The organism is Variovorax sp. RO1, assembly GCF_002849325.1.
Classification (GTDB): Bacteria; Pseudomonadota; Gammaproteobacteria; order Burkholderiales; family Burkholderiaceae_C; genus Variovorax.
Genome location: NZ_PKMT01000004.1, coordinates 399590 through 417310, shown reverse-complemented (window position 1 = coordinate 417310; position 17721 = coordinate 399590). Strand labels below are relative to the sequence as shown.

Below are 17721 nucleotides of genomic sequence, written 5' to 3'. Positions count from 1 at the left end.
TCTTGCCCTTTCGAAGTGATGAGGGGCAATCTATTCGAGCGAGGGCTGGGTGGGGGAGTAACAAGATCGTCGTGAATCCCGGGCGCTGCGTTCCGGGTCGCCGAGCGGCTGAGCTACCGGCTGCTGGAGCCGGCCCTGGGCGAGCTGGCGGCGCTCATGGCCCCTGCGTGACCACCAGCCGCTCGACCGCCGCCGACGCGATCTCGTAGCCGCTCACCCCCATGTCCGCCGACGCGTAGCGCGCCGCCTTCAGCATGCCGCTGACGCGCACCGTGTCCATCGCGCGCAGCCCCTTCACGGGCGCGGGCGCGATCACATGGACGATCTGGTTGGCGGGCGGGGGCGGGGTGTGGATGCAGGCGCCGAAGTACGGCACCAGCAGGAACTCGCGGATGCCGTCGGGCGTGGCATCGAGCGGCACCACGAAGCCCGAGAGCTTGGCGACGGTGCCGTCGAGCGTGACGTTGACCGGCGCGTTGTCCCAGACGGCACGCATCTCGTCGAGCATCTGGATCGCGCGCGGGTCGTTGTCGCGCAACGCCTCGAGGCTGATGTTGCGGTAGCGCTTGGTGGGGTCCCAGTCCTTGGGGATCAGGGCGTCCCATGCAAGTTCCTGTGCGGCGGATGGGCCCGCCGCCTGCTCGCCTGCTCCTTCCTGACCACAGCCGGCCAGTCCGATGCACGCGAAGGTCACTAGCAACGCCGACACGACGCGCGAAACGAAAGCACTCATGCCCTCCATTTTGCTTGCCCAATGTTTCGGGCGTGCAAACGGGGACTTACGGTTTTTTTGAAACAGATGACACAAGTTACGGACGGCACCAGAATGCCGCACCACGACCACGAGGAGATCCGCATGGCACCCACAGGATGGCTGGGATTGACGTCACTCGGCACGGTTCACACCGCGATCAGCCTGATCGCCGTGTTCGCAGGCCTCTGGGCCCTGCTGCGCTACAAGGAAATCACCCTGCGCACCGGCTTGGGCCAGGTCTTCATCTGGACCACGGTGCTGACCTGCCTCACGGGCTTCGGCATCTTCCAGCACGGCGGCTTCGGCAAGCCGCATGCGCTGGGCATCATCACTTTGGTGGCGCTGGCCGTCGGCGCGCTGGCGGGGTACGGGCGGCTCGGGCCGAAATCGCGCTACATCGAGGCCGTCGCCTATTCGGCGAGCTTTCTCTTCCACTGGATTCCGGCCTTCACCGAAACACTGACGCGCCTGCCGCTGGGCGCGCCGCTGCTGCCGAGCGCCGAGGCGCCCGAACTGAAGGCGATCACCGCGGTGCTCGGCGCGCTGTATGTGGTCGGCGTGACGCTGCAGATCCAGCGGCTGCGCGGCGACAAGCCGGTCAGTCCTGCACCCGCCCGCGCAGGTTCTTGATCTGCGAGCGCTGGCTCTTGCCTTCGAGCCGGCGCTGCTTCGAACCGTAGGTGGGCTTGGTGGCGCGCCGCACGCGCGGCGGCGTGGCCACGCTGTCGATCACCGCCTGCAGCCGCGCGAGCGCGTCGGCGCGGTTCATCTCCTGCGTGCGGTGCTGCTGCGCCTTGAGCACGAACACGCCTTCCTGCGTGATGCGGCTGTCGCGCAAGGCGAGCAGCCGTTCCTTCACGTCGGCGGGCAGCGAGCAGGCATGGATGTCGTAGCGCAGGTGCACCGCGCTCGACACCTTGTTGACGTTCTGCCCGCCCGCCCCCTGCGCACGGATGGCGCTGAAGTCGACCTCGTCGGGGTCGATCAGGAGTGGGGGGCGGAGCATGCCCGCGAGTGTGCCTTCAAACGCGCTCGAAGACAGCGGCGATGCCTTGGCCGCCACCGATGCACATCGTGACCAGCGCATAGCGGCCGCCCGTGCGGTGCAGCTCGGCAATCGCCTTCGTCGTGATGATCGCGCCGGTCGCGCCCACCGGGTGGCCCAGCGAAATGCCCGAGCCGTTCGGGTTCACCTTGGCCGGGTCGAAGCCCAGTTCCTTGATGACGGCGCAGGCCTGTGCCGCGAAGGCTTCGTTCGACTCGATCACGTCGAAGTCGGCAACCTTCAGGCCCGTGCGCTCCAGCACCTTGCGCGTGGCGGGCACCGGGCCGATGCCCATGTACGCGGGTTCGACACCTGCGTGTGCGTAGCCGACCAGACGTGCCAGCGGCTTCAGGCCCAGCGCCTTCACGCGGCCACCTTCGGCCAGCACGACGGCGGCTGCGCCGTCGTTGATGCCCGACGCATTGCCGGCGGTCACGAGGCCGTCCTTCTTGAACGCGGGCTTCATCTTCGCGAGCGTGTCGATGGTGGTGTCGGCGCGCACATGCTCATCGGTGTCGAACAGCACGACGCCCTTGCGCGTCTTCACCTCGACCGGAACGATCTGCTCCTTGAAGCGGCCCGCGGCAATGGCGGCGGCGGCGCGCTGCTGGCTGGTCACGGCCAGTTCGTCCATCTGCTCACGCGTGATGCCGTAGCGTGCGGCCACGTTCTCGGCGGTGATGCCCATGTGGATCTTCTCCCACGGGTCGTGCAGGATGCCCAGCATGTAGTCGACCAGCACCGCGTCGCCCATGCGTGCGCCATAGCGCGCCGAGGTGTCGAAGTACGGGCCGCGACTCATCGATTCGGAGCCGCCGCCGATGGCGATGTCGCAGTCGCCCAGCGCAATGGCTTGCGCCGCCGACACGATGGCCTGCAGGCCCGAGCCGCACAGGCGGTTGACGTTGAAGGCCGGTGTCTCGATCGGGCAGCCCGCATCGATGGCGGCCACGCGGCTCAGGTACGCGTCCTTCACGTCGGTGGGAATCACGTTGCCCATGACCACATGGCCGATGGCGTCTGCGGCCACGCCGCTGCGTTCGATGGCGGCCTTGACGGCGGTGGTGGCCAGTTGCGTGTTGGGCACGTCTTTCAGTGCACCGCCGAAGGTGCCGATGGCGGTGCGGGCGGTGCCGACCACGAAGATGTCGCGTGAAGTCATGGGATGGATCTCCTGGATTGAAAAAACGAAAACAAGGAATTCTTCAGCGGCCGGTGAAGGCCGCGGGCTTCTTGCCGAAAAAGGCATCGAGGCCGATGCGGAAATCGTCGGTGGCCGCGCACGACTGGAACGCGGCCGACTCGGCGTCGAGCTGGCTCGCGAGGTCGCGGTCGAGCGAGCCGCGCATCAGCCGGCGCAGGTTGCCCAGCGCCACAGTCGGCCCCTTGGCCAGCCGCTGCGCGAGGGCCATGGCTTCGGATTCAAGCTCGGCCGCAGGCACCACGCGATTGATCAGGCCCATGCGCTCGGCGGCGGCGGTGTCGTAGGTGTCGCCGAGCATCGCGATCTCGAGCGCGCGGCGCATGCCGACGAGGCGCGGCAGCGCCCACGAGGCACCGACGTCGCAGCTGGTGCCGATGTTCACGTAGGCCAGGTTGAAGCGCGTGCCTTCGGCCGCGAGCACGAAGTCGGCCTGCAGCATCAGGCTCAGGCCGGCGCCGGCCGCCACGCCGTGCACCTGTGCGACCAGCGGTGCGTCCATGGCGTCGAGCACGGTCAGCGCCTCGTGCAGCGGGCCGATGAGGTCGGCCGCGCCCTGCTTCGGGTCGGCGCTCAGCACGCCCAAGTCGCCGCCGGCCATGAAGCCCTTGCCCGCGCCGCTCAGCAGCACGGCGCGCACGCCCTTGTCGGCAGCCAAGGTGCGTGCGGCGGCGAGGAAGGCGGTGGCCATCGGCACGTCGATGGCATTGAGCGCGGCCGGCCGGTTGAAGCGCAGCGTGGCCACCGCGCCTTCGCGGCCCACCAGCAGGGGTGCGGAAGAAGAAGTCTCTGGGGTTGTCGTCATGTCTTTGCTTTCGTCGGGGCGCGCTGCAGCACGCCGTTGAGCAGCAGCTCGATGCCCTGGTCGGCGATCTGGTCGGGCGTGAGGTCGCCGTCGGGGCGGTACCAGCGGCCGATCCAGCTCAGCGCGCCGGCCAGCATGAAGGCGGCCATCTTCGCGTCGCAGGGCGCGAGTGCGCCTTCGGCCACGCCCTCTTCGATCAGGCGGCGGAAATGCCCGTCGATGCCGGCCTTGAGGCGGCGCAGTTCCTTCTTGAGCGGATCGGGCAGCGGGTCTTCGCCGATGCGGATCACGCACATGCCGAAGTCCTGCGTGACCACGCCCGAGTAGATGCGCATGCAGGCCTTGAGCTGGTCGATGGCGCTGCCGCCCGCGGCGCGCACCTCGCCGATGCCGGTCTGCATGAGGTCGAGCGCCATCTTCACGCACTCGAGCAGGATCTGGTCCTTGTTCTCGATGTAGTAGTACAGCGTGGGCTTGCTCACGTTGAGCCGCTCGGCAATGTCGTCGAGCGAGGTCGCGTGGAAGCCGCGCTCGTTGAAGAGCTGGGCGGCCGTGCGCAACACGGCCATGCGCTTCACCTCGCGCTGCTGCGCGCGGCGGTCGGCGGGTTCCCACGGAGAAGTGGGCGCTGAGGCTGGAACGGCGGAAGAACGGGGCATGGGGTTTGTGCGGGCGGGGAAAGTCCCGATGCCGCGACCTGCGGCGAACACAGACATTACCGACCAGTAGGAATTTTACGGGCCAGTAGCATTTCGCTGCTGGACACAAACCCTGACCTTGCGGCGCGCCCCTTAGCCATGCCTGACGAGACCCGACGGGAACCCTCCATGTCCGCACCTTCCGCCACGGCCCCGGTGCTGCAGGCCGAGGCGTTGACGCTGGCATTCGGCGGCGTGAAGGCGCTCACCAACGTCGGCTTCAGCGTCGCGTCCGGCTCCATCACCGCGGTGATCGGGCCCAACGGCGCGGGCAAGACCTCGCTGTTCAACACCATCTCGGGCTTCTACAAGCCCTCGCAGGGCCGCGTGCTGTTCGAAGGCGCGGACATCACCCGCCTGCCCGCTCCCAAACGCGCCGCGCTCGGCCTGGCGCGCAGCTTCCAGAACATCGCGCTGTTCCGCGGCATGACCGTGCTCGACAACATCAAGCTCGGCCGCCACACGCACCTGAAGACCAATGTGTTCGACGCCCTCTTCTACCTGGGCCGCGCGCGCCGCGAAGAGGCCGAGCTGCGCCGCGACGTCGAAGAACGCATCATCGATTTCCTCGAGATCGACCACATCCGCCACGCCTCGGTGGCCGCCCTGCCCTACGGCCTGCAGAAGCGCGTGGAAATGGCGCGCGCGCTGGCCATGCAGCCCAAGGTGCTGATGCTCGACGAGCCCGTGGCCGGCATGAACCGCGAGGAGACCGAAGACATGGCGCGCTTCATCCTCGACGTGCGGCGCGAGTGGGGCATCACGGTGCTGATGGTCGAACACGACATGGGCATGGTGATGGACCTGTCGGACCACGTGGTGGTGCTCAACTTCGGCCAGGTCATTGCGCAAGGCACGCCGGCGCAGGTGCAGGCCGACCCCGAAGTGATTCGCGCCTACCTCGGCGCGGGCGATGTCGGTGAGCTGCGTCGCCGGCTGCGCGGCGAAGCTGCCGTGGGAGCCGCCTGATGGATTGGGCCTACCTCTTCGAGATCGCGCTCACCGGCATTGCCGGCGGCGGCCTGTATGCGCTCGCGGCGCTGGCCTTCGTGCTGGTCTACAAAGCCACGCGCGTGGTCAACATCGCCATCGGCGAGATGCTGATGGTCGGCGCCTACCTGTTCTTCACCTTCGCCGCGAGCTTCTCGCTGCCGATCTGGATGGCGGTGCTGGGCTCGGTGATCGGCACCGGCCTGCTGGGCGCGGTGATCGAGCGCACCATGATCCGCCCGCTGCTGGGCGAGCCGCCGATCTCGGTGTTCATGGTGACGGTGGGGCTGGCGTCGATCCTCGTCGGGCTGGTCGAGATCATCTGGACCGCCGACCAGCGCCGCCTGCCCGAGTTTTTGCCCAACACGCCCGTGATGGTCGGCGAGGCCTTCCTGGCGCCGAAGATCGCTTATGGCGCACTGATCGCGGTGGTGCTGATCGGGCTGGTGCTGCTGCTGTTTCGCTTCTGGCGCGGCGGCGTCGCGCTGCGGGCCACGGCCTCGGACCAGGCGGCGGCGTACTCGATGGGCATCCACGTGCCGCGCGTGTTCTCGCTGGCCTGGGTGGCCTCGTCCATGATCGCGGCGGTGGCCGGCATCATCGTCGGCGCCATCGGCGGCATCTCGTCGTCGATGGGCGTGTTCGGGTTGTCGGTGCTGGTGGTGGTGATCGTCGGCGGGCTCGACAGCGTGCTGGGCGCGCTGGTGGGCGGCGTGCTCATCGGGCTGATCGAAGCACTGGCCGGTTCTTACCTCGGCGGCGAATACAAGCTGCTCGCCACCTTCATCGTGCTGGTGTTCGTGCTGATGGTGCGGCCGTACGGGCTCTTCGGCACGCACGAGATCGAGAGACTCTAGCCATGCGCATCGGCACCCTCAAGCAAAGCTACACCGCCGACGCGGCGCTGTTCGACTCGCGCACGCAGAAGGTGTGGCTCGCGGTCGGCGTCGCGCTGCTCGTGCTGTTCCCCTTCATGGCCAGCGACTACTGGCTGTACCTCGCGTGCCTCGTCGCCATCAACGTCGCGAGCGCCACGGGCCTGAACATCCTCACGGGCTACACGGGCCTCGTGAGCCTGGGCCAGGCCGCGTTCATGGGCCTGGGCGCGTACACCGTCGCGATCATGCAGACGCGGCTGGGCACGCCCTTCCTGCTGAACATCCTCGCGGGCGGCGTGGTCGCGATGCTCGGCGGATTGGTCGTCGGCATTCCGTCGCTGCGCGTGAAGGGCCTGTACCTGGCCATCGCGACCATCGCGGCCTCGTTCATCACGCACTTCCTGTTCGCCAACCTCAAGCTCACGGGCGGCACCACGGGCATCTCGCTGCCGCCCGCGCAGCTCTTCGGCCTGCCGCTGGACACCTCGTTCCGCCTGTACTGGGTGATCGTTCCGGTGATGGTGCTCATGGTGCTCGGCGCGGCCAACCTGTTCCGCACGCGCGTGGGGCGCGCCTTCATCGCCATCCGCGACCGCGACATCTCGGCCGAGGTGCTGGGCATTCCGCTGCTGCGCTACAAGCTGCTGTCGTTCGGACTCTCGTCGTTCTACGCGGGCGTGGCGGGCGGGCTGTGGGCCTACTTCTTTCGCGTGGTCACGCCCGAGAGCTTTCCGCTGCTGATGTCGATCTTCTTCCTGGCCGCGATCATCGTCGGCGGCATGGGCACCATCCTGGGCGGCATCTTCGGCGCCGTGTTCATGACCATGGTGCCCGAGCTGCTCAAGCTGGTGGTCGACCTGCTGCCGGGCGGCGTCGAGATGACCGTGTTCCTCTCGCCGGTGCGCACCGTCGTCTTCGGCCTGCTCATCGTCGGATTTCTGGTGTTCGAGCCGCACGGGCTCGCAGAAGTGTGGCGGCGCCTGCGCCGCTTCTTTCACCTATGGCCGTTCCGTAACTAGAACCAGGAGACACACATGCCCAAGACAACGAAGAAGCCTTCTCACCAGCGCCGCGCCCTGCTGCTCGCAGCCGGCCTGGCCGCCACCGTGCCCTTTGCCGCGCACGCGCAAGCCAACGAAGACATCGTCATCGGCGGCTCGATCCCCATGACCGGTGTGTTCGCCTTCGCGGGCGTGGGCATCAACGCCGGCATTGCCGACTACGTGAAGATCGTCAACGACGCGGGCGGCATCAAGGGCCGCAAGCTGCGCTACGTGCCGGAAGACACGGGCTACAAGGTGGACGTGTCGGTGGCGGCCTTCAAGAAGATCACGAGCCAGAACAAGGTCAACCTCTACTACGGCGACTCCACCGGTTTCTCGAAGACCATCAACCCCGAGCTGGACCGCGGCGGCCAGATTCTGATGGCGGGCGCGTCGTTCGCCACCGAACTCAACGACCCGGCCAAGTACCCGAACCAGTTTCTCGTGGGCCCCGACTACACCGAGCAGATCGGCATCCTGCTGCGCCACATCGCCAAGGAAAAGCCGGGCGCAAAGGTGGCCTTCGTGTACTCCGACTCCGAGTTCGGCCGCGACCCGATCGAGGCCAGCGAAGCCGCCGCGAAGAAGCTGGGCCTGAGCGTGCCGGTGAAGCTCATGACGCCCGCGGGCAGCGTCGACGTGTCGACCGAGGTCATCAAGCTGCGCCGCGCCGCGCCCGACTACACGATCTTCCACGGCTACATCCTCGCGCCCATTCCCGAGTTCGTGCAGCAGGGCAAGCAGATGGGCATGACCAGCAAGTGGATGGGCACCTTCTGGACCATGGACAGCTCCACCGTCATGAAGATGGGCGAAGGCGGCGACGGCTTCATGGGCGTCATGCCCTACCGCTACTACTACGACACCACAGCCAAGGCGCCGATGCTCGACAAGATCCGCGCGCTGCGCCCCGAGTACCAGAGCACGGCCTACACGCAGGGCTTTCTCACGGCGATGCTGTTCACCGAAGCCGCCAAACGCACGCTCGACGCCGGCAAGCCGCTGGACGGCAAGAACCTGAAGGCCGCGCTCAACACCATCAAGGACTTCGACACGGGCGGGATCATCGGCACGCCGATCACCATCAAGGGCAACTCGATTCCCGTGGGCCGCGTCTACAAGGCCGACATGAAGGCGCAGAAGATGGTGCCGGCGTCGGACTGGATCGCACTGAACTGACCGGCACGATGGACGCGCGCGCGGCACCGCCCGACCTCGTGCTCGAGGTCAACAACATCGAGGTGGTCTACAACAAGGTCGTGCAGGTGCTGCGCGGCCTGTCGCTGGCCGTGCCGCGCGGGCAGATCGTGGCGCTGCTGGGCAGCAACGGCGCGGGCAAGTCGACCACGCTGAAGGCGGTGTCGGGCCTGCTCGCGCTGGAAGACGGCGAGGTCGAGGCCGGGCGCATCGTGTTCGACGGCGCACCGACCGATCGGCTCGCGCCGCAGCAGCTGGTGCGGCGCGGCCTGAGCCATGTGATGGAAGGCCGTCGTGTGTTCGAAGACCTCACGGTCGAAGAGAACCTGGTGGCCGCGACCTACGCGCTGACGGGGCGCACGGGCGCTGCGCCGGCATCGCGCAACTTCGACGACGTCTACGCCTACTTCCCTCGCCTGCATGAGCGCCGCAAGGGCCTTGCGGGCTACCTCTCGGGCGGCGAGCAGCAGATGCTCGCCATCGGCCGCGCGCTGGTCGCGCAGCCTCAATTGATCTTGCTCGACGAGCCCTCGCTGGGCCTCTCGCCCAAGCTCGTCGAAGACATCTTCACGATCATCGCGCGCATCAACGCCGAGCGCGGCACCTCGATGCTGCTGGTGGAACAGAACGCCAGCGTGGCACTGGCCATCGCCCACACGGGCTACATCATGGAAAGCGGCAAGGTCGTGATCGACGGGAGTGCCGAGCGCCTCGCGGCCGACCCCGACGTGCGCGAGTTCTACCTGGGCGTGGGCGGCAGTGGCGAATCGCGCAGCTTCCGCGAGCTGAAGCACTACAAGCGCCGCAAGCGCTGGCTGTCATGACGATGAACCCGCTTCCTTCGCTCACGCTGCCGCAGATGCTGCGCGAGCAGGCGCGCCTGCAGCCGCAGCGCATCGCGATCCGGCAGAAGGACTTCGGCATCTGGCACCCGCTGGACTGGGCCGGCTACCTGCAGCGCGCCAGCCGCTTCGGCCTGGGCCTGCACGCAATGGGCCTTGCGCCCGGCGGGCACCTGGGCGTGATTTCCGAGAACCGCGTCGAATGGCTGCTCGCGCAGATGGGCGCGGGGCTCATCGGCGCCGTGACCGTGGGCGTGTACCCCACCAGCCCGAGCAACGAGGTCGCGTACGTGGTCGGCCATGCGGACATCGAAGTGATCGTCTGCGAGGACCAGGAGCAGACCGACAAGGTGCTCGACGCGCTCGACCAGCTGCCGAGTCTGCGCAAGATCATCGTGATCGAGACCAAGGGCCTCGCGAGCTACCCGCCCGAGGTGCGCGAGCGCATCGCGACCTTTGCCGAAGTCGAGCAGGCCGGCGCCGAAGTGCTGGCCCGCGACGGCACCGCGCTCATCGACGCCGCCCTGCAGCGCCAGACGCTCGCCGACATCGGTTTGATGATCTACACCTCGGGCTCCACCGGCAAGCCCAAGGGCGCGATGATTTCGTACCGCAACATCCGCGGCGTCGTGCCCGGCATCGTCGAGCGGCTCGGGCTCGACGGCGGCACCACGCACCTGTCGTACCTGCCGCTGTGCCACGTGGCCGAGCAGATGCTCACGGCCTTCGTGCCGCTGTATCTGGGCTCGCAGGTCAACTTCGGCGAATCGATCCGCACCGTGCAGGAAGACCTGCGCGAGGTCGCGCCCACCATGTTCCTCGGCGTGCCGCGCATCTGGGAAAAGCTGCATGCGGGCATCAGCATCAAGATGCAGGAAGCCGGCAGATTGCAGCGCGCGTTGTTCCACAAGGCCATCGAGGCCTGCGCGCCGCTGGCCGAGAAACCGCGCAGCGCCTGGACGCTGGCCGAACGGGGCCGCTTCGCCCTCGCCTACTGGACCGTGCTGCGCGCGCTGCAGAACTTCATCGGCCTGCGCCGCGCACGCATCGCGCTCACGGGCGCGGCGCCGATTCCGGCGGACGTGGTGCGCTTCTTTCGCACGCTGGGCGTGCCGCTGGTCGAGGTGTATGGGTTGACCGAATCGACCGGCATGGTCGCGGGCCACCGCGCCGACGCCGTGACCATCGGCACCGTCGGCCCGCCCACGCAAGGCACCGAGCACCGCGTGGGCGAAGCGGGCGAGCTGCTGGTGCGCGGCGACATGGTGTTCGAGGGCTACTACAAGAACCCCGAGGCCACGGCCTCATCGATCCGCGATGGATGGCTGCACACGGGCGACGTGGTGCGCGAAGAAGCCGGCGGCCAGCTGCGCATCGTCGATCGGCTGAAGGACATCATGATCACCGCCGGCGGCAAGAACCTCACACCCTCGGAGATCGAGAACACCATGAAGGGCAGCCCCTTCATCAAGGAATGCATCGTGGTGGCGGACGGCCGCAAGTTCGTGGGCGCGCTGCTGCAGATCGACTACGAAACGGTCGGCAAATGGGCCGAAGCCCAGCGCCTGCCCTTCACGCATTTCCGCTCGCTGGTGGAAGAACCCAAGGTGCGCGCGCTGATCGAGGCCGAAGTGGCGCGCGGCAATGGGAAGCTGGCGCAGGTGTCGCAGATCAGACGTTTTCATCTGCTCACCAAAGAGTTGGACCATGACGACGGTGAAGTCACCGCCACCATGAAGGTGCGGCGCTCCAGCATCTACAAGTCTTACGCCAACGAGATCGAGGCGCTGTACAGCGCCTGATCGGGGGAAACGGGGCTCAGTCGCCGCGCACGGGCCGGGCCCGCACGTCGGTCACATCGTCGGCGGGGCCCAGCACGACCGGGCTGCGCACCGACTCGCCGCGTGCACGGGCGCTGACCACGTCAGCCGCCGTGGGCTCGGCCGGCTGTTGTGCCGCATGGCGAAATCGGTCGAAGCCTGAGCGCGGGTTGAAACGCATGACCCAGGGCGTCACGGGCTTGCCCGTGAGGCGCCCCCAGGCGTAGCGCACACCCCACACCGCCGCCAGCAGCAGGGCCGCCACGGCCAGGCTGGCCGCGAAGACCAGCCCCAGGAGCAGAAGAATGACGCGAAGAATGAAGTTCATCATCCGACTTTAGGCCGATGCAGCCGCCGTTGGTTCCCCGCCCTTGCGGAACGAGAACTGGCCCGGCGACTGGATCGGGTCGGTTTCGACCTCGATCGTGTCCTTCGGCCCGAAGCTGCCGTCGAGCAACAGCCGCGAGAGCGGGTTCTCGATGCGCTGCTGGATGGCGCGCTTGAGCGGACGCGCACCGAACACCGGGTCGAAGCCGACCTTGGCGATTTCGGCCAGCGCCGCGGGCGACACCTCCAGGCCCAGGTCCATCTTCGCAAGACGGGCCTTGAGCACCTTGAGCTGGATCGCCGCGATCGATTCGATGTTCTTCGCGTCGAGCGCGTGAAACACGACCGTCTCGTCGATGCGGTTCAGGAACTCGGGGCGGAAGTAGTTCTTCAGCTCGTCCCACACCGCTTCCTTGATGTCCTCGCTGGGCTGGCCCACCATCGCCTGGATGATCGGCGAGCCGATGTTGCTGGTCATCACGATGACGGTGTTCTTGAAGTCCACGGTGCGGCCCTGGCCGTCCGTGAGGCGACCGTCGTCGAGCACCTGCAGCAGCACGTTGAACACGTCGGGGTGGGCCTTCTCCACCTCGTCGAGCAGCACCACGCTGTAGGGCTTGCGGCGCACGGCTTCCGTGAGGTAGCCGCCCTCTTCATAGCCCACGTAGCCCGGCGGCGCGCCGATGAGGCGGGCGACCGAATGCTTCTCCATGAACTCGCTCATGTCGATGCGGATGAGGTGGTCTTCGCTGTCGAACAGGAAGCCCGCGAGCGCCTTGCACAGCTCGGTCTTCCCCACGCCCGTGGGGCCGAGGAACAGGAACGAACCCGTGGGGCGGTTCGGGTCCGACAGGCCCGAGCGCGAGCGGCGGATCGCATTCGCGACCGCACCGATGGCCTCGTCCTGGCCGACGACGCGCTCATGCAGCTTGTCTTCCATCACGAGCAGCTTGTCGCGCTCGCCCTGCATCAGCTTGGCGACCGGGATGCCGGTGGCACGTGCCACGACCTCGGCGATTTCTTCGGCGCCGACCTGCGTGCGCAGCAGCGTGGGCGCGCTGGACTTGCCTTTGTTCGCCTCGCTCTCTTCGGCTTCCTTCAGGCGCTTCTCGAGCGCAGGCAGCTGACCGTATTGCAGCTCGGCGACCTTGTTGAAGTCGCCCTTGCGCTTCCACTCTTCGATCTGGAACTTGATCTTGTCGATGTCTTCGCGCACGTGCGCGCTGCCCTGGGCCTGGGCCTTCTCGGCCTGCCAGATCTCGTCGTAGTCGGCGATTTCTTTTTGCAGCTTGGCGATCTCGTCCTCGATGAGGCCGAAGCGCTTCTGCGAGGCTTCGTCCTTTTCGCGGCGCACGGCTTCGCGCTCGATCTGCAGCTGAATCAGCCGGCGGTCGAGGCGGTCCATGACCTCGGGCTTGGAGTCCATCTCGATCTTGATCTTGGCCGCGGCCTCGTCGATCAGGTCGATGGCCTTGTCGGGCAGGAAGCGGTCGGTGATGTAGCGGTCAGACAGTTCGGCCGCGGCCACGATGGCCGGGTCGGTGATCTGCACGCCGTGGTGCACTTCGTATTTTTCCTGCAGGCCGCGCAGGATGGCGATGGTGGCCTCGACGCTGGGCTCGCCCACGATGATCTTCTGGAAGCGACGCTCCAGGGCGGCGTCTTTCTCGATGTACTTGCGGTACTCGTCGAGCGTGGTGGCGCCGACGCAGTGCAGCTCGCCGCGCGCGAGCGCAGGCTTGAGCATGTTGCCCGCGTCCATCGCGCCTTCGGCCTTGCCGGCACCGACCATGGTGTGCAGCTCGTCGATGAAGACGATGGTCTGGCCTTCGTCCTTCGCGAGTTCGTTCAGAACAGTCTTCAGGCGCTCTTCGAACTCGCCGCGGAACTTGGCGCCCGCGAGCAGCGCGGCCATGTCGAGCGACAGCACGCGTTTGCCCTTGAGCGACTCGGGCACTTCGCCCGCGACGATGCGCTGCGCCAGGCCTTCGACGATGGCGGTCTTGCCCACGCCGGGTTCGCCGATGAGCACGGGGTTGTTCTTGGTGCGGCGTTGCAGCACCTGGATGGCGCGGCGGATTTCTTCGTCGCGGCCGATGACCGGGTCAAGCTTGCCTAGGCGGGCGCGCTCGGTGAGGTCCATGCAGTATTTCTTGAGGGCTTCGCGCTGGCCTTCGGCATCGGCGCTGTTCACGCCCTGCCCGCCACGCACGGCCTCGATGGCCGATTCGAGCGACTTGCGGCTCAGGCCGTTGTCCTTGGCGAGCTTGCCGATGTCGGCCTTGCTGTCGGCCACGGCGAGCAGAAAGAGTTCGCCCGCAATGAACTGGTCACTGCGCTTGATGGCTTCCTTCTCGGTCGCCTGCAGCAGCTTGCCCAGCTCGGGGCCGACCTGCACGATGTCGTGGCCCTGCACCTGGGGCAGCTTCTTGATGGCGCCCTCGGCCGCCTGCAGCAGCCCGGGCACGTTGACGCCGGCACGCTCCAGCAGGGCACGCGGGCCGTCGTCCTGGCGCAGCATCGCGACCAGCAGGTGGGCCGGTTCGATGTAGGCGTTGTCGTTACCGAGCGCCAGCGTCTGGGCGTCGCTCAGTGCTTCCTGAAATTTGGTGGTGAGTTTGTCTTGTCGCATGGTGGTATTCCTGCATCCAAAATAGGGCTGTTCGGGCACGATTCAAGGTTGTGAATCGGATTTGCACCCTGGGCACGGGTATTGCACCGGGCCCCGCAGCGTCCTGCCACAGGCATTTCTCTCTTTATCTCGAATGGAGTCGATCATGGTTTTTTCAATGCAGCGCGTCCAGCCGATGCGCCGCGCGTTCAGCGTGGGTCTTTTGGCGGCTGCCCTGGGCATGGCCGGCCTGGCACAGGCCCAGAGCGGCACGCCGGTGCGCCTCCTGGTCGGCTTTCCCGCCGGCGCGGGCACCGACGCGATTGCGCGCACCCTGGGCGAAAAGCTCAAGGACGTGCTGGGCGTGCCCGTGGTGGTCGAGAACCGCGCGGGTGCGGGCGGCCAGATTGCGGCGCAGGCGCTGAAGGCCGCGCCGGCCGACGGCCACACGCTGTTCCTGTCGCACGACCACTCCATTTCGATCCTGCCGCAGGTGGTGAAGAACCCGGGCTTCAACCCCGCCACCGACTTCGTGCCCGTGGCCGGCTTTGCCACCTTTGCCAACGTGCTGGCGGTGTCGGGCGGCACGCCGGCCAAGAGCATCGACGAGTACGTGAAGTGGATCCGCACGCAAAAGGGCGGCAAAGAAACCATCGGCGTGCCGGCGCCCGCGTCGATCCCCGAGTTCCTCGTGAAGATGATCTCGGACAAGTACAAGATCGACGTGCAGCCCGCACCGTACCGCGGCAGCGCGCCCATGACGGCCGACATGCTGGGCAACCAGATCACCGCGGGCATCGCCTCGGTGCCGGACTTCATCGAGAACCACCGCGCGGGCAAGGTGCGCATCGTGGCGTCCATCGGCGCCAAGCGCCAGGCCCTGCTGCCGAACGTGCCGACCTTCACCGAGCTGGGCTTTGCGAACCTGGAAGACCTGCCCTACTACGGCATCTTCGCGCCGGTGGGCACGCCGCAAGCGGTCATCGACAAATACGGCGACGCGCTGCAGAAGGTGCTGGCCATGCCCGACGTGAAGCAGAAGCTCACCACCATGGGCCTGACGGTCGGCTACGAGCCCCAGGGCCAGTTCGCGGGCCGCGTGCGCAGCTACACGCAGACCTGGGAAAAGATCATCCAGGCGAGCGGCTTCAAGCCCTGATCTGCGCGGCCTGACACGGCCGTCACCTGGGTGATCTTCCGGCCCGGTGGGGTCCCTCTACGATGGGACCTCACCTTTCAAAAAAACAAAGCCGGAGACACATCCCTCATGCAATTCACGACCCTCGCCGCCTCGCTGGCGGCTGCGCTGCTGCTTGGCGCCTGCGGCACCACCGCCCCCATTTCTCCTGCCGAAGTCGGCGAATTGCGCCCCGGCTCGGGCTATCTGAAGGGCTACCTGCCCACCGCCGAGCTGCCCGACAGCCTCGCCCTGCTGCCCCCGCCCCCGGCCGAAGGCTCGCCTGCGCTGGCAGCCGACGGCGCCACCTTCCGCGCGCTCACGGCCCTGCAGGGCACGCCGCGCGGCGCACTGGCGGTGCAGGACGCCAACCTCAAGTTTCCGAAGGCCGCCGAGGTGTTCTCGTGCGCGCTGGGCATGCCCATCTCTGAGCAGGCCACGCCGAACCTGAACATGCTGCTGCGCCGCACGCTGGCCGATGCCGGCTCGGCCACCTACAAGGCCAAGAACACCTACAACCGCACGCGCCCCTTCGTCGCGTTCAAGACCGGCAGCTGCACGCCCGCCGAAGAAGCCTTTCTGGCCAAGGACGGCTCCTACCCCTCAGGCCACGCAGCCCTGGGCTGGGCCTGGGCACTGGTGCTGACGGAACTCGCCCCCGAACGCGCCGATGCGCTGCTGCAGCGCGGCCGCGCCTTCTCGCAGAGCCGCGCGATCTGCGGCGTGCACTGGCAGAGCGACATCGAGAACGGCCGGCTGGTCGGCGCGGCGACCGTGGCGAAGCTGCACACGAACCCGGTGTTCCAGGCGCAGATGACGGGCGCGCGGTCGGAGATTGCGAAGGCACGCGCGGCAGGCGCGGTGCCCGCTCAGGATTGCGGCGCGGAAGCCAAGGCACTGGCGACCTCGGCACTGATCGCGCCCTGAACTTCGCAGACCCCGAACGCGCCGCTCAGGTGGCGCTGTTCGACGCCGCGATGCCCCAGCGTGCCAGCGCCTCGTCGTCGGTCACGCGGGCATCGACCCAGCGGGCGCCCTCGGGCGTCTGCTCCTTCTTCCAGAACGGCGCCTGCGTCTTCAGGTAGTCCATCAGGAACTCGCAGGCCTGGAAGCTCTGGCCGCGGTGGGCGGACACCACCGCCACCATCATGATCTGGTCGAGCGGCTGCAGCAGCCCCACGCGATGGATCACGCGCGCGCCGAGGATGTCGAAGCGCGTGTGGGCTTCGTCGATCATGGCCTCGATGGCCTTCTCGGTCATGCCGGGGTAGTGCTCCAGCTCCATCGAGGCGATGGTGCTGCCGTCGTTGCGGTCCCTGACCGTGCCGACAAAACTGCAGACGGCGCCCACGCGTTTGTCGCCGGCACGCAACGTGGCGACCTCTTCAGAGAGATCGAAATCGGCCGTCTGGATCGAAACACGCGCAACGTTCATGTCCGAATTGTGGCATCGCAATGTAGATTCAGCGTCGGAGCGAGCGCACCAGCGCGGCTTCGATTCGATCAACACATAGATGCTGGCCGCTCGCCTCTCTTTGCATCAACGCCAAAGAATAGCCAGAACCTCCCGAGCGCGTCCCTCGATTCTGTCAACCACGCCGAGCGCAGATCTGGTCACTCGTTGATAGAACTCGGCCATCTGAATCTCCTGCCAGTGCTCGAGCATTTTTCTATAGCTCCGCAAATCAGCCCGCTGCGCGCAGCAGGCATTCGCAATTTGCGTCGCTCCCACATCCGTCAATGCTCCGCGCTTTCGCTTCGCTTTGCCAACCCGCTCGACCTCCATCTGCATGTCGACCTCCATCGTGTGCAACAACTTGACGAGGTGCAGCACGCCGCCCACATGCGGAAACGTCACCACTTCGCGTTCAATCGCGTTTGCGCCATTTCCAGCAATCAGCACGTTGTGACGATCACCCCGGTGCAGATCGGCTTCGGGCAGGGTCTGGAGCAGCCAAGGAAACAACTCGCGCTTGAGCTCTGCTAGTTCGCGCACCTCCCGCTTCCACGCTCGCTCGACGCCCGGTGGCTGCACGTGGATCGCGACCGTGGCATATACCTGATCGATGCACGCTTCACGCTGATCCGCGTCGGAGAACAACCCAACATTCCAGCCCAAACAGCACATCTGCACAATCATCTGTTGGACCTCGAAGTCGTCAATGAACAGCAGCGATGGCGCCACGAAGCTGCCGAAACATCCTGCTGCTGAGAGTGATTTGGGCGGCGTCGGGCCCAACGTCGTTGCGTTATTCATACCGTCAAAATCCTTTTCTCACCTACTGCCAAGCGAGGCGAAGACCGATCACCGACCGAAAAAAATATCTATTCGA

At 66.8% G+C, this 17721-nt stretch carries 18 protein-coding genes; 9 read left to right on the top strand and 9 right to left on the bottom strand.

Going from position 1 to position 17721, the window contains the following annotated elements:
• Positions 1-154: 154 nt before the first annotated feature.
• Entirely contained in the window at positions 155-733 is a 579-nt protein-coding gene (locus CY658_RS22340; protein WP_180839018.1) for a DUF3299 domain-containing protein, read from the bottom strand.
• A 123-nt stretch (positions 734-856) separates the two neighbouring features.
• Between CY658_RS22340 and CY658_RS22335 the strand changes: the two genes are divergently transcribed.
• A complete protein-coding gene (locus tag CY658_RS22335; protein ID WP_101492410.1) occupies positions 857-1384 on the top strand; it encodes a hypothetical protein in 528 nt (175 codons plus the stop codon).
• Here the strand turns inward: CY658_RS22335 and arfB are convergent.
• From arfB to CY658_RS22315, 4 genes are read right to left on the bottom strand one after another with little or no spacing between them, the layout of a single operon-like run.
• Entirely contained in the window at positions 1353-1760 is a 408-nt protein-coding gene (gene arfB / locus CY658_RS22330) for an alternative ribosome rescue aminoacyl-tRNA hydrolase ArfB (protein ID WP_101492409.1), read from the bottom strand. The two genes, CY658_RS22335 and arfB, sit on opposite strands and share 32 nt — an antisense overlap.
• 16 nt (positions 1761-1776) lie before the next feature.
• The gene (locus CY658_RS22325) at positions 1777-2961 is read right to left on the bottom strand and encodes an acetyl-CoA C-acyltransferase family protein (RefSeq protein ID WP_101492262.1); all 1185 of its coding nucleotides are present in this window, start codon (positions 2959-2961) and stop codon (positions 1777-1779) included.
• Positions 2962-3004: 43 nt separating this feature from the next.
• Entirely contained in the window at positions 3005-3805 is an 801-nt protein-coding gene (locus CY658_RS22320; protein ID WP_101492261.1) for an enoyl-CoA hydratase/isomerase family protein, read from the bottom strand.
• Entirely contained in the window at positions 3802-4464 is a 663-nt protein-coding gene (locus CY658_RS22315) for a TetR/AcrR family transcriptional regulator (RefSeq protein WP_257884961.1), read from the bottom strand. The genes CY658_RS22320 and CY658_RS22315 overlap by 4 nt, the downstream gene beginning before the upstream one ends.
• Before the next feature lie 168 nt (positions 4465-4632).
• Between CY658_RS22315 and CY658_RS22310 the strand changes: the two genes are divergently transcribed.
• From CY658_RS22310 to CY658_RS22285, 6 genes are read left to right on the top strand one after another with little or no spacing between them, the layout of a single operon-like run.
• Positions 4633-5472 (top strand): ABC transporter ATP-binding protein, encoded by an 840-nt coding sequence (locus CY658_RS22310; RefSeq protein WP_101492259.1) that lies wholly within the window; start codon positions 4633-4635, stop codon positions 5470-5472.
• Positions 5472-6350 carry a branched-chain amino acid ABC transporter permease gene (locus CY658_RS22305; protein ID WP_056583166.1) on the top strand — a complete coding sequence of 293 codons (879 nt, stop codon included), beginning with the start codon at positions 5472-5474 and terminating at the stop codon, positions 6348-6350. The genes CY658_RS22310 and CY658_RS22305 overlap by 1 nt, the downstream gene beginning before the upstream one ends.
• Before the next feature lie 2 nt (positions 6351-6352).
• A complete protein-coding gene (locus CY658_RS22300; RefSeq protein WP_101492258.1) occupies positions 6353-7390 on the top strand; it encodes a branched-chain amino acid ABC transporter permease in 1038 nt (345 codons plus the stop codon).
• Between the two features lie 15 nt (positions 7391-7405).
• Positions 7406-8593 (top strand): ABC transporter substrate-binding protein, encoded by a 1188-nt coding sequence (locus CY658_RS22295; RefSeq protein ID WP_101492257.1) that lies wholly within the window; start codon positions 7406-7408, stop codon positions 8591-8593.
• A gap of 8 nt (positions 8594-8601) precedes the next feature.
• Positions 8602-9435 carry an ABC transporter ATP-binding protein gene (locus CY658_RS22290; RefSeq protein ID WP_101492256.1) on the top strand — a complete coding sequence of 278 codons (834 nt, stop codon included), beginning with the start codon at positions 8602-8604 and terminating at the stop codon, positions 9433-9435.
• A gap of 2 nt (positions 9436-9437) precedes the next feature.
• A complete protein-coding gene (locus CY658_RS22285; protein WP_101492408.1) occupies positions 9438-11255 on the top strand; it encodes an AMP-dependent synthetase/ligase in 1818 nt (605 codons plus the stop codon).
• A gap of 16 nt (positions 11256-11271) precedes the next feature.
• Here the strand turns inward: CY658_RS22285 and CY658_RS22280 are convergent, their stop codons facing one another.
• A complete protein-coding gene (locus CY658_RS22280; protein ID WP_223301262.1) occupies positions 11272-11601 on the bottom strand; it encodes a hypothetical protein in 330 nt (109 codons plus the stop codon).
• A gap of 9 nt (positions 11602-11610) precedes the next feature.
• The gene (gene clpB, locus CY658_RS22275; RefSeq protein WP_101492255.1) at positions 11611-14232 is read right to left on the bottom strand and encodes an ATP-dependent chaperone ClpB; all 2622 of its coding nucleotides are present in this window, start codon (positions 14230-14232) and stop codon (positions 11611-11613) included.
• A 145-nt stretch (positions 14233-14377) separates the two neighbouring features.
• Here clpB and CY658_RS22270 point away from each other — a divergent pair, with 145 nt between their 5' ends.
• Together CY658_RS22270 and CY658_RS22265 are read left to right on the top strand one after the other, a co-directional pair.
• A complete protein-coding gene (locus tag CY658_RS22270; protein WP_101492407.1) occupies positions 14378-15370 on the top strand; it encodes a Bug family tripartite tricarboxylate transporter substrate binding protein in 993 nt (330 codons plus the stop codon).
• A gap of 108 nt (positions 15371-15478) precedes the next feature.
• Positions 15479-16315, top strand: coding sequence for an acid phosphatase (locus CY658_RS22265; RefSeq protein ID WP_101492254.1), 837 nt, complete (start codon positions 15479-15481; stop codon positions 16313-16315).
• Between the two features lie 25 nt (positions 16316-16340).
• On the opposite strand, the gene CY658_RS22260 is transcribed toward CY658_RS22265, so the two are convergent.
• Positions 16341-16823 carry a molybdenum cofactor biosynthesis protein MoaE gene (locus CY658_RS22260; protein ID WP_101492253.1) on the bottom strand — a complete coding sequence of 161 codons (483 nt, stop codon included), beginning with the start codon at positions 16821-16823 and terminating at the stop codon, positions 16341-16343.
• Between the two features lie 105 nt (positions 16824-16928).
• Entirely contained in the window at positions 16929-17645 is a 717-nt protein-coding gene (locus tag CY658_RS22255; protein ID WP_143713757.1) for a hypothetical protein, read from the bottom strand.
• Positions 17646-17721: the final 76 nt, after the last annotated feature.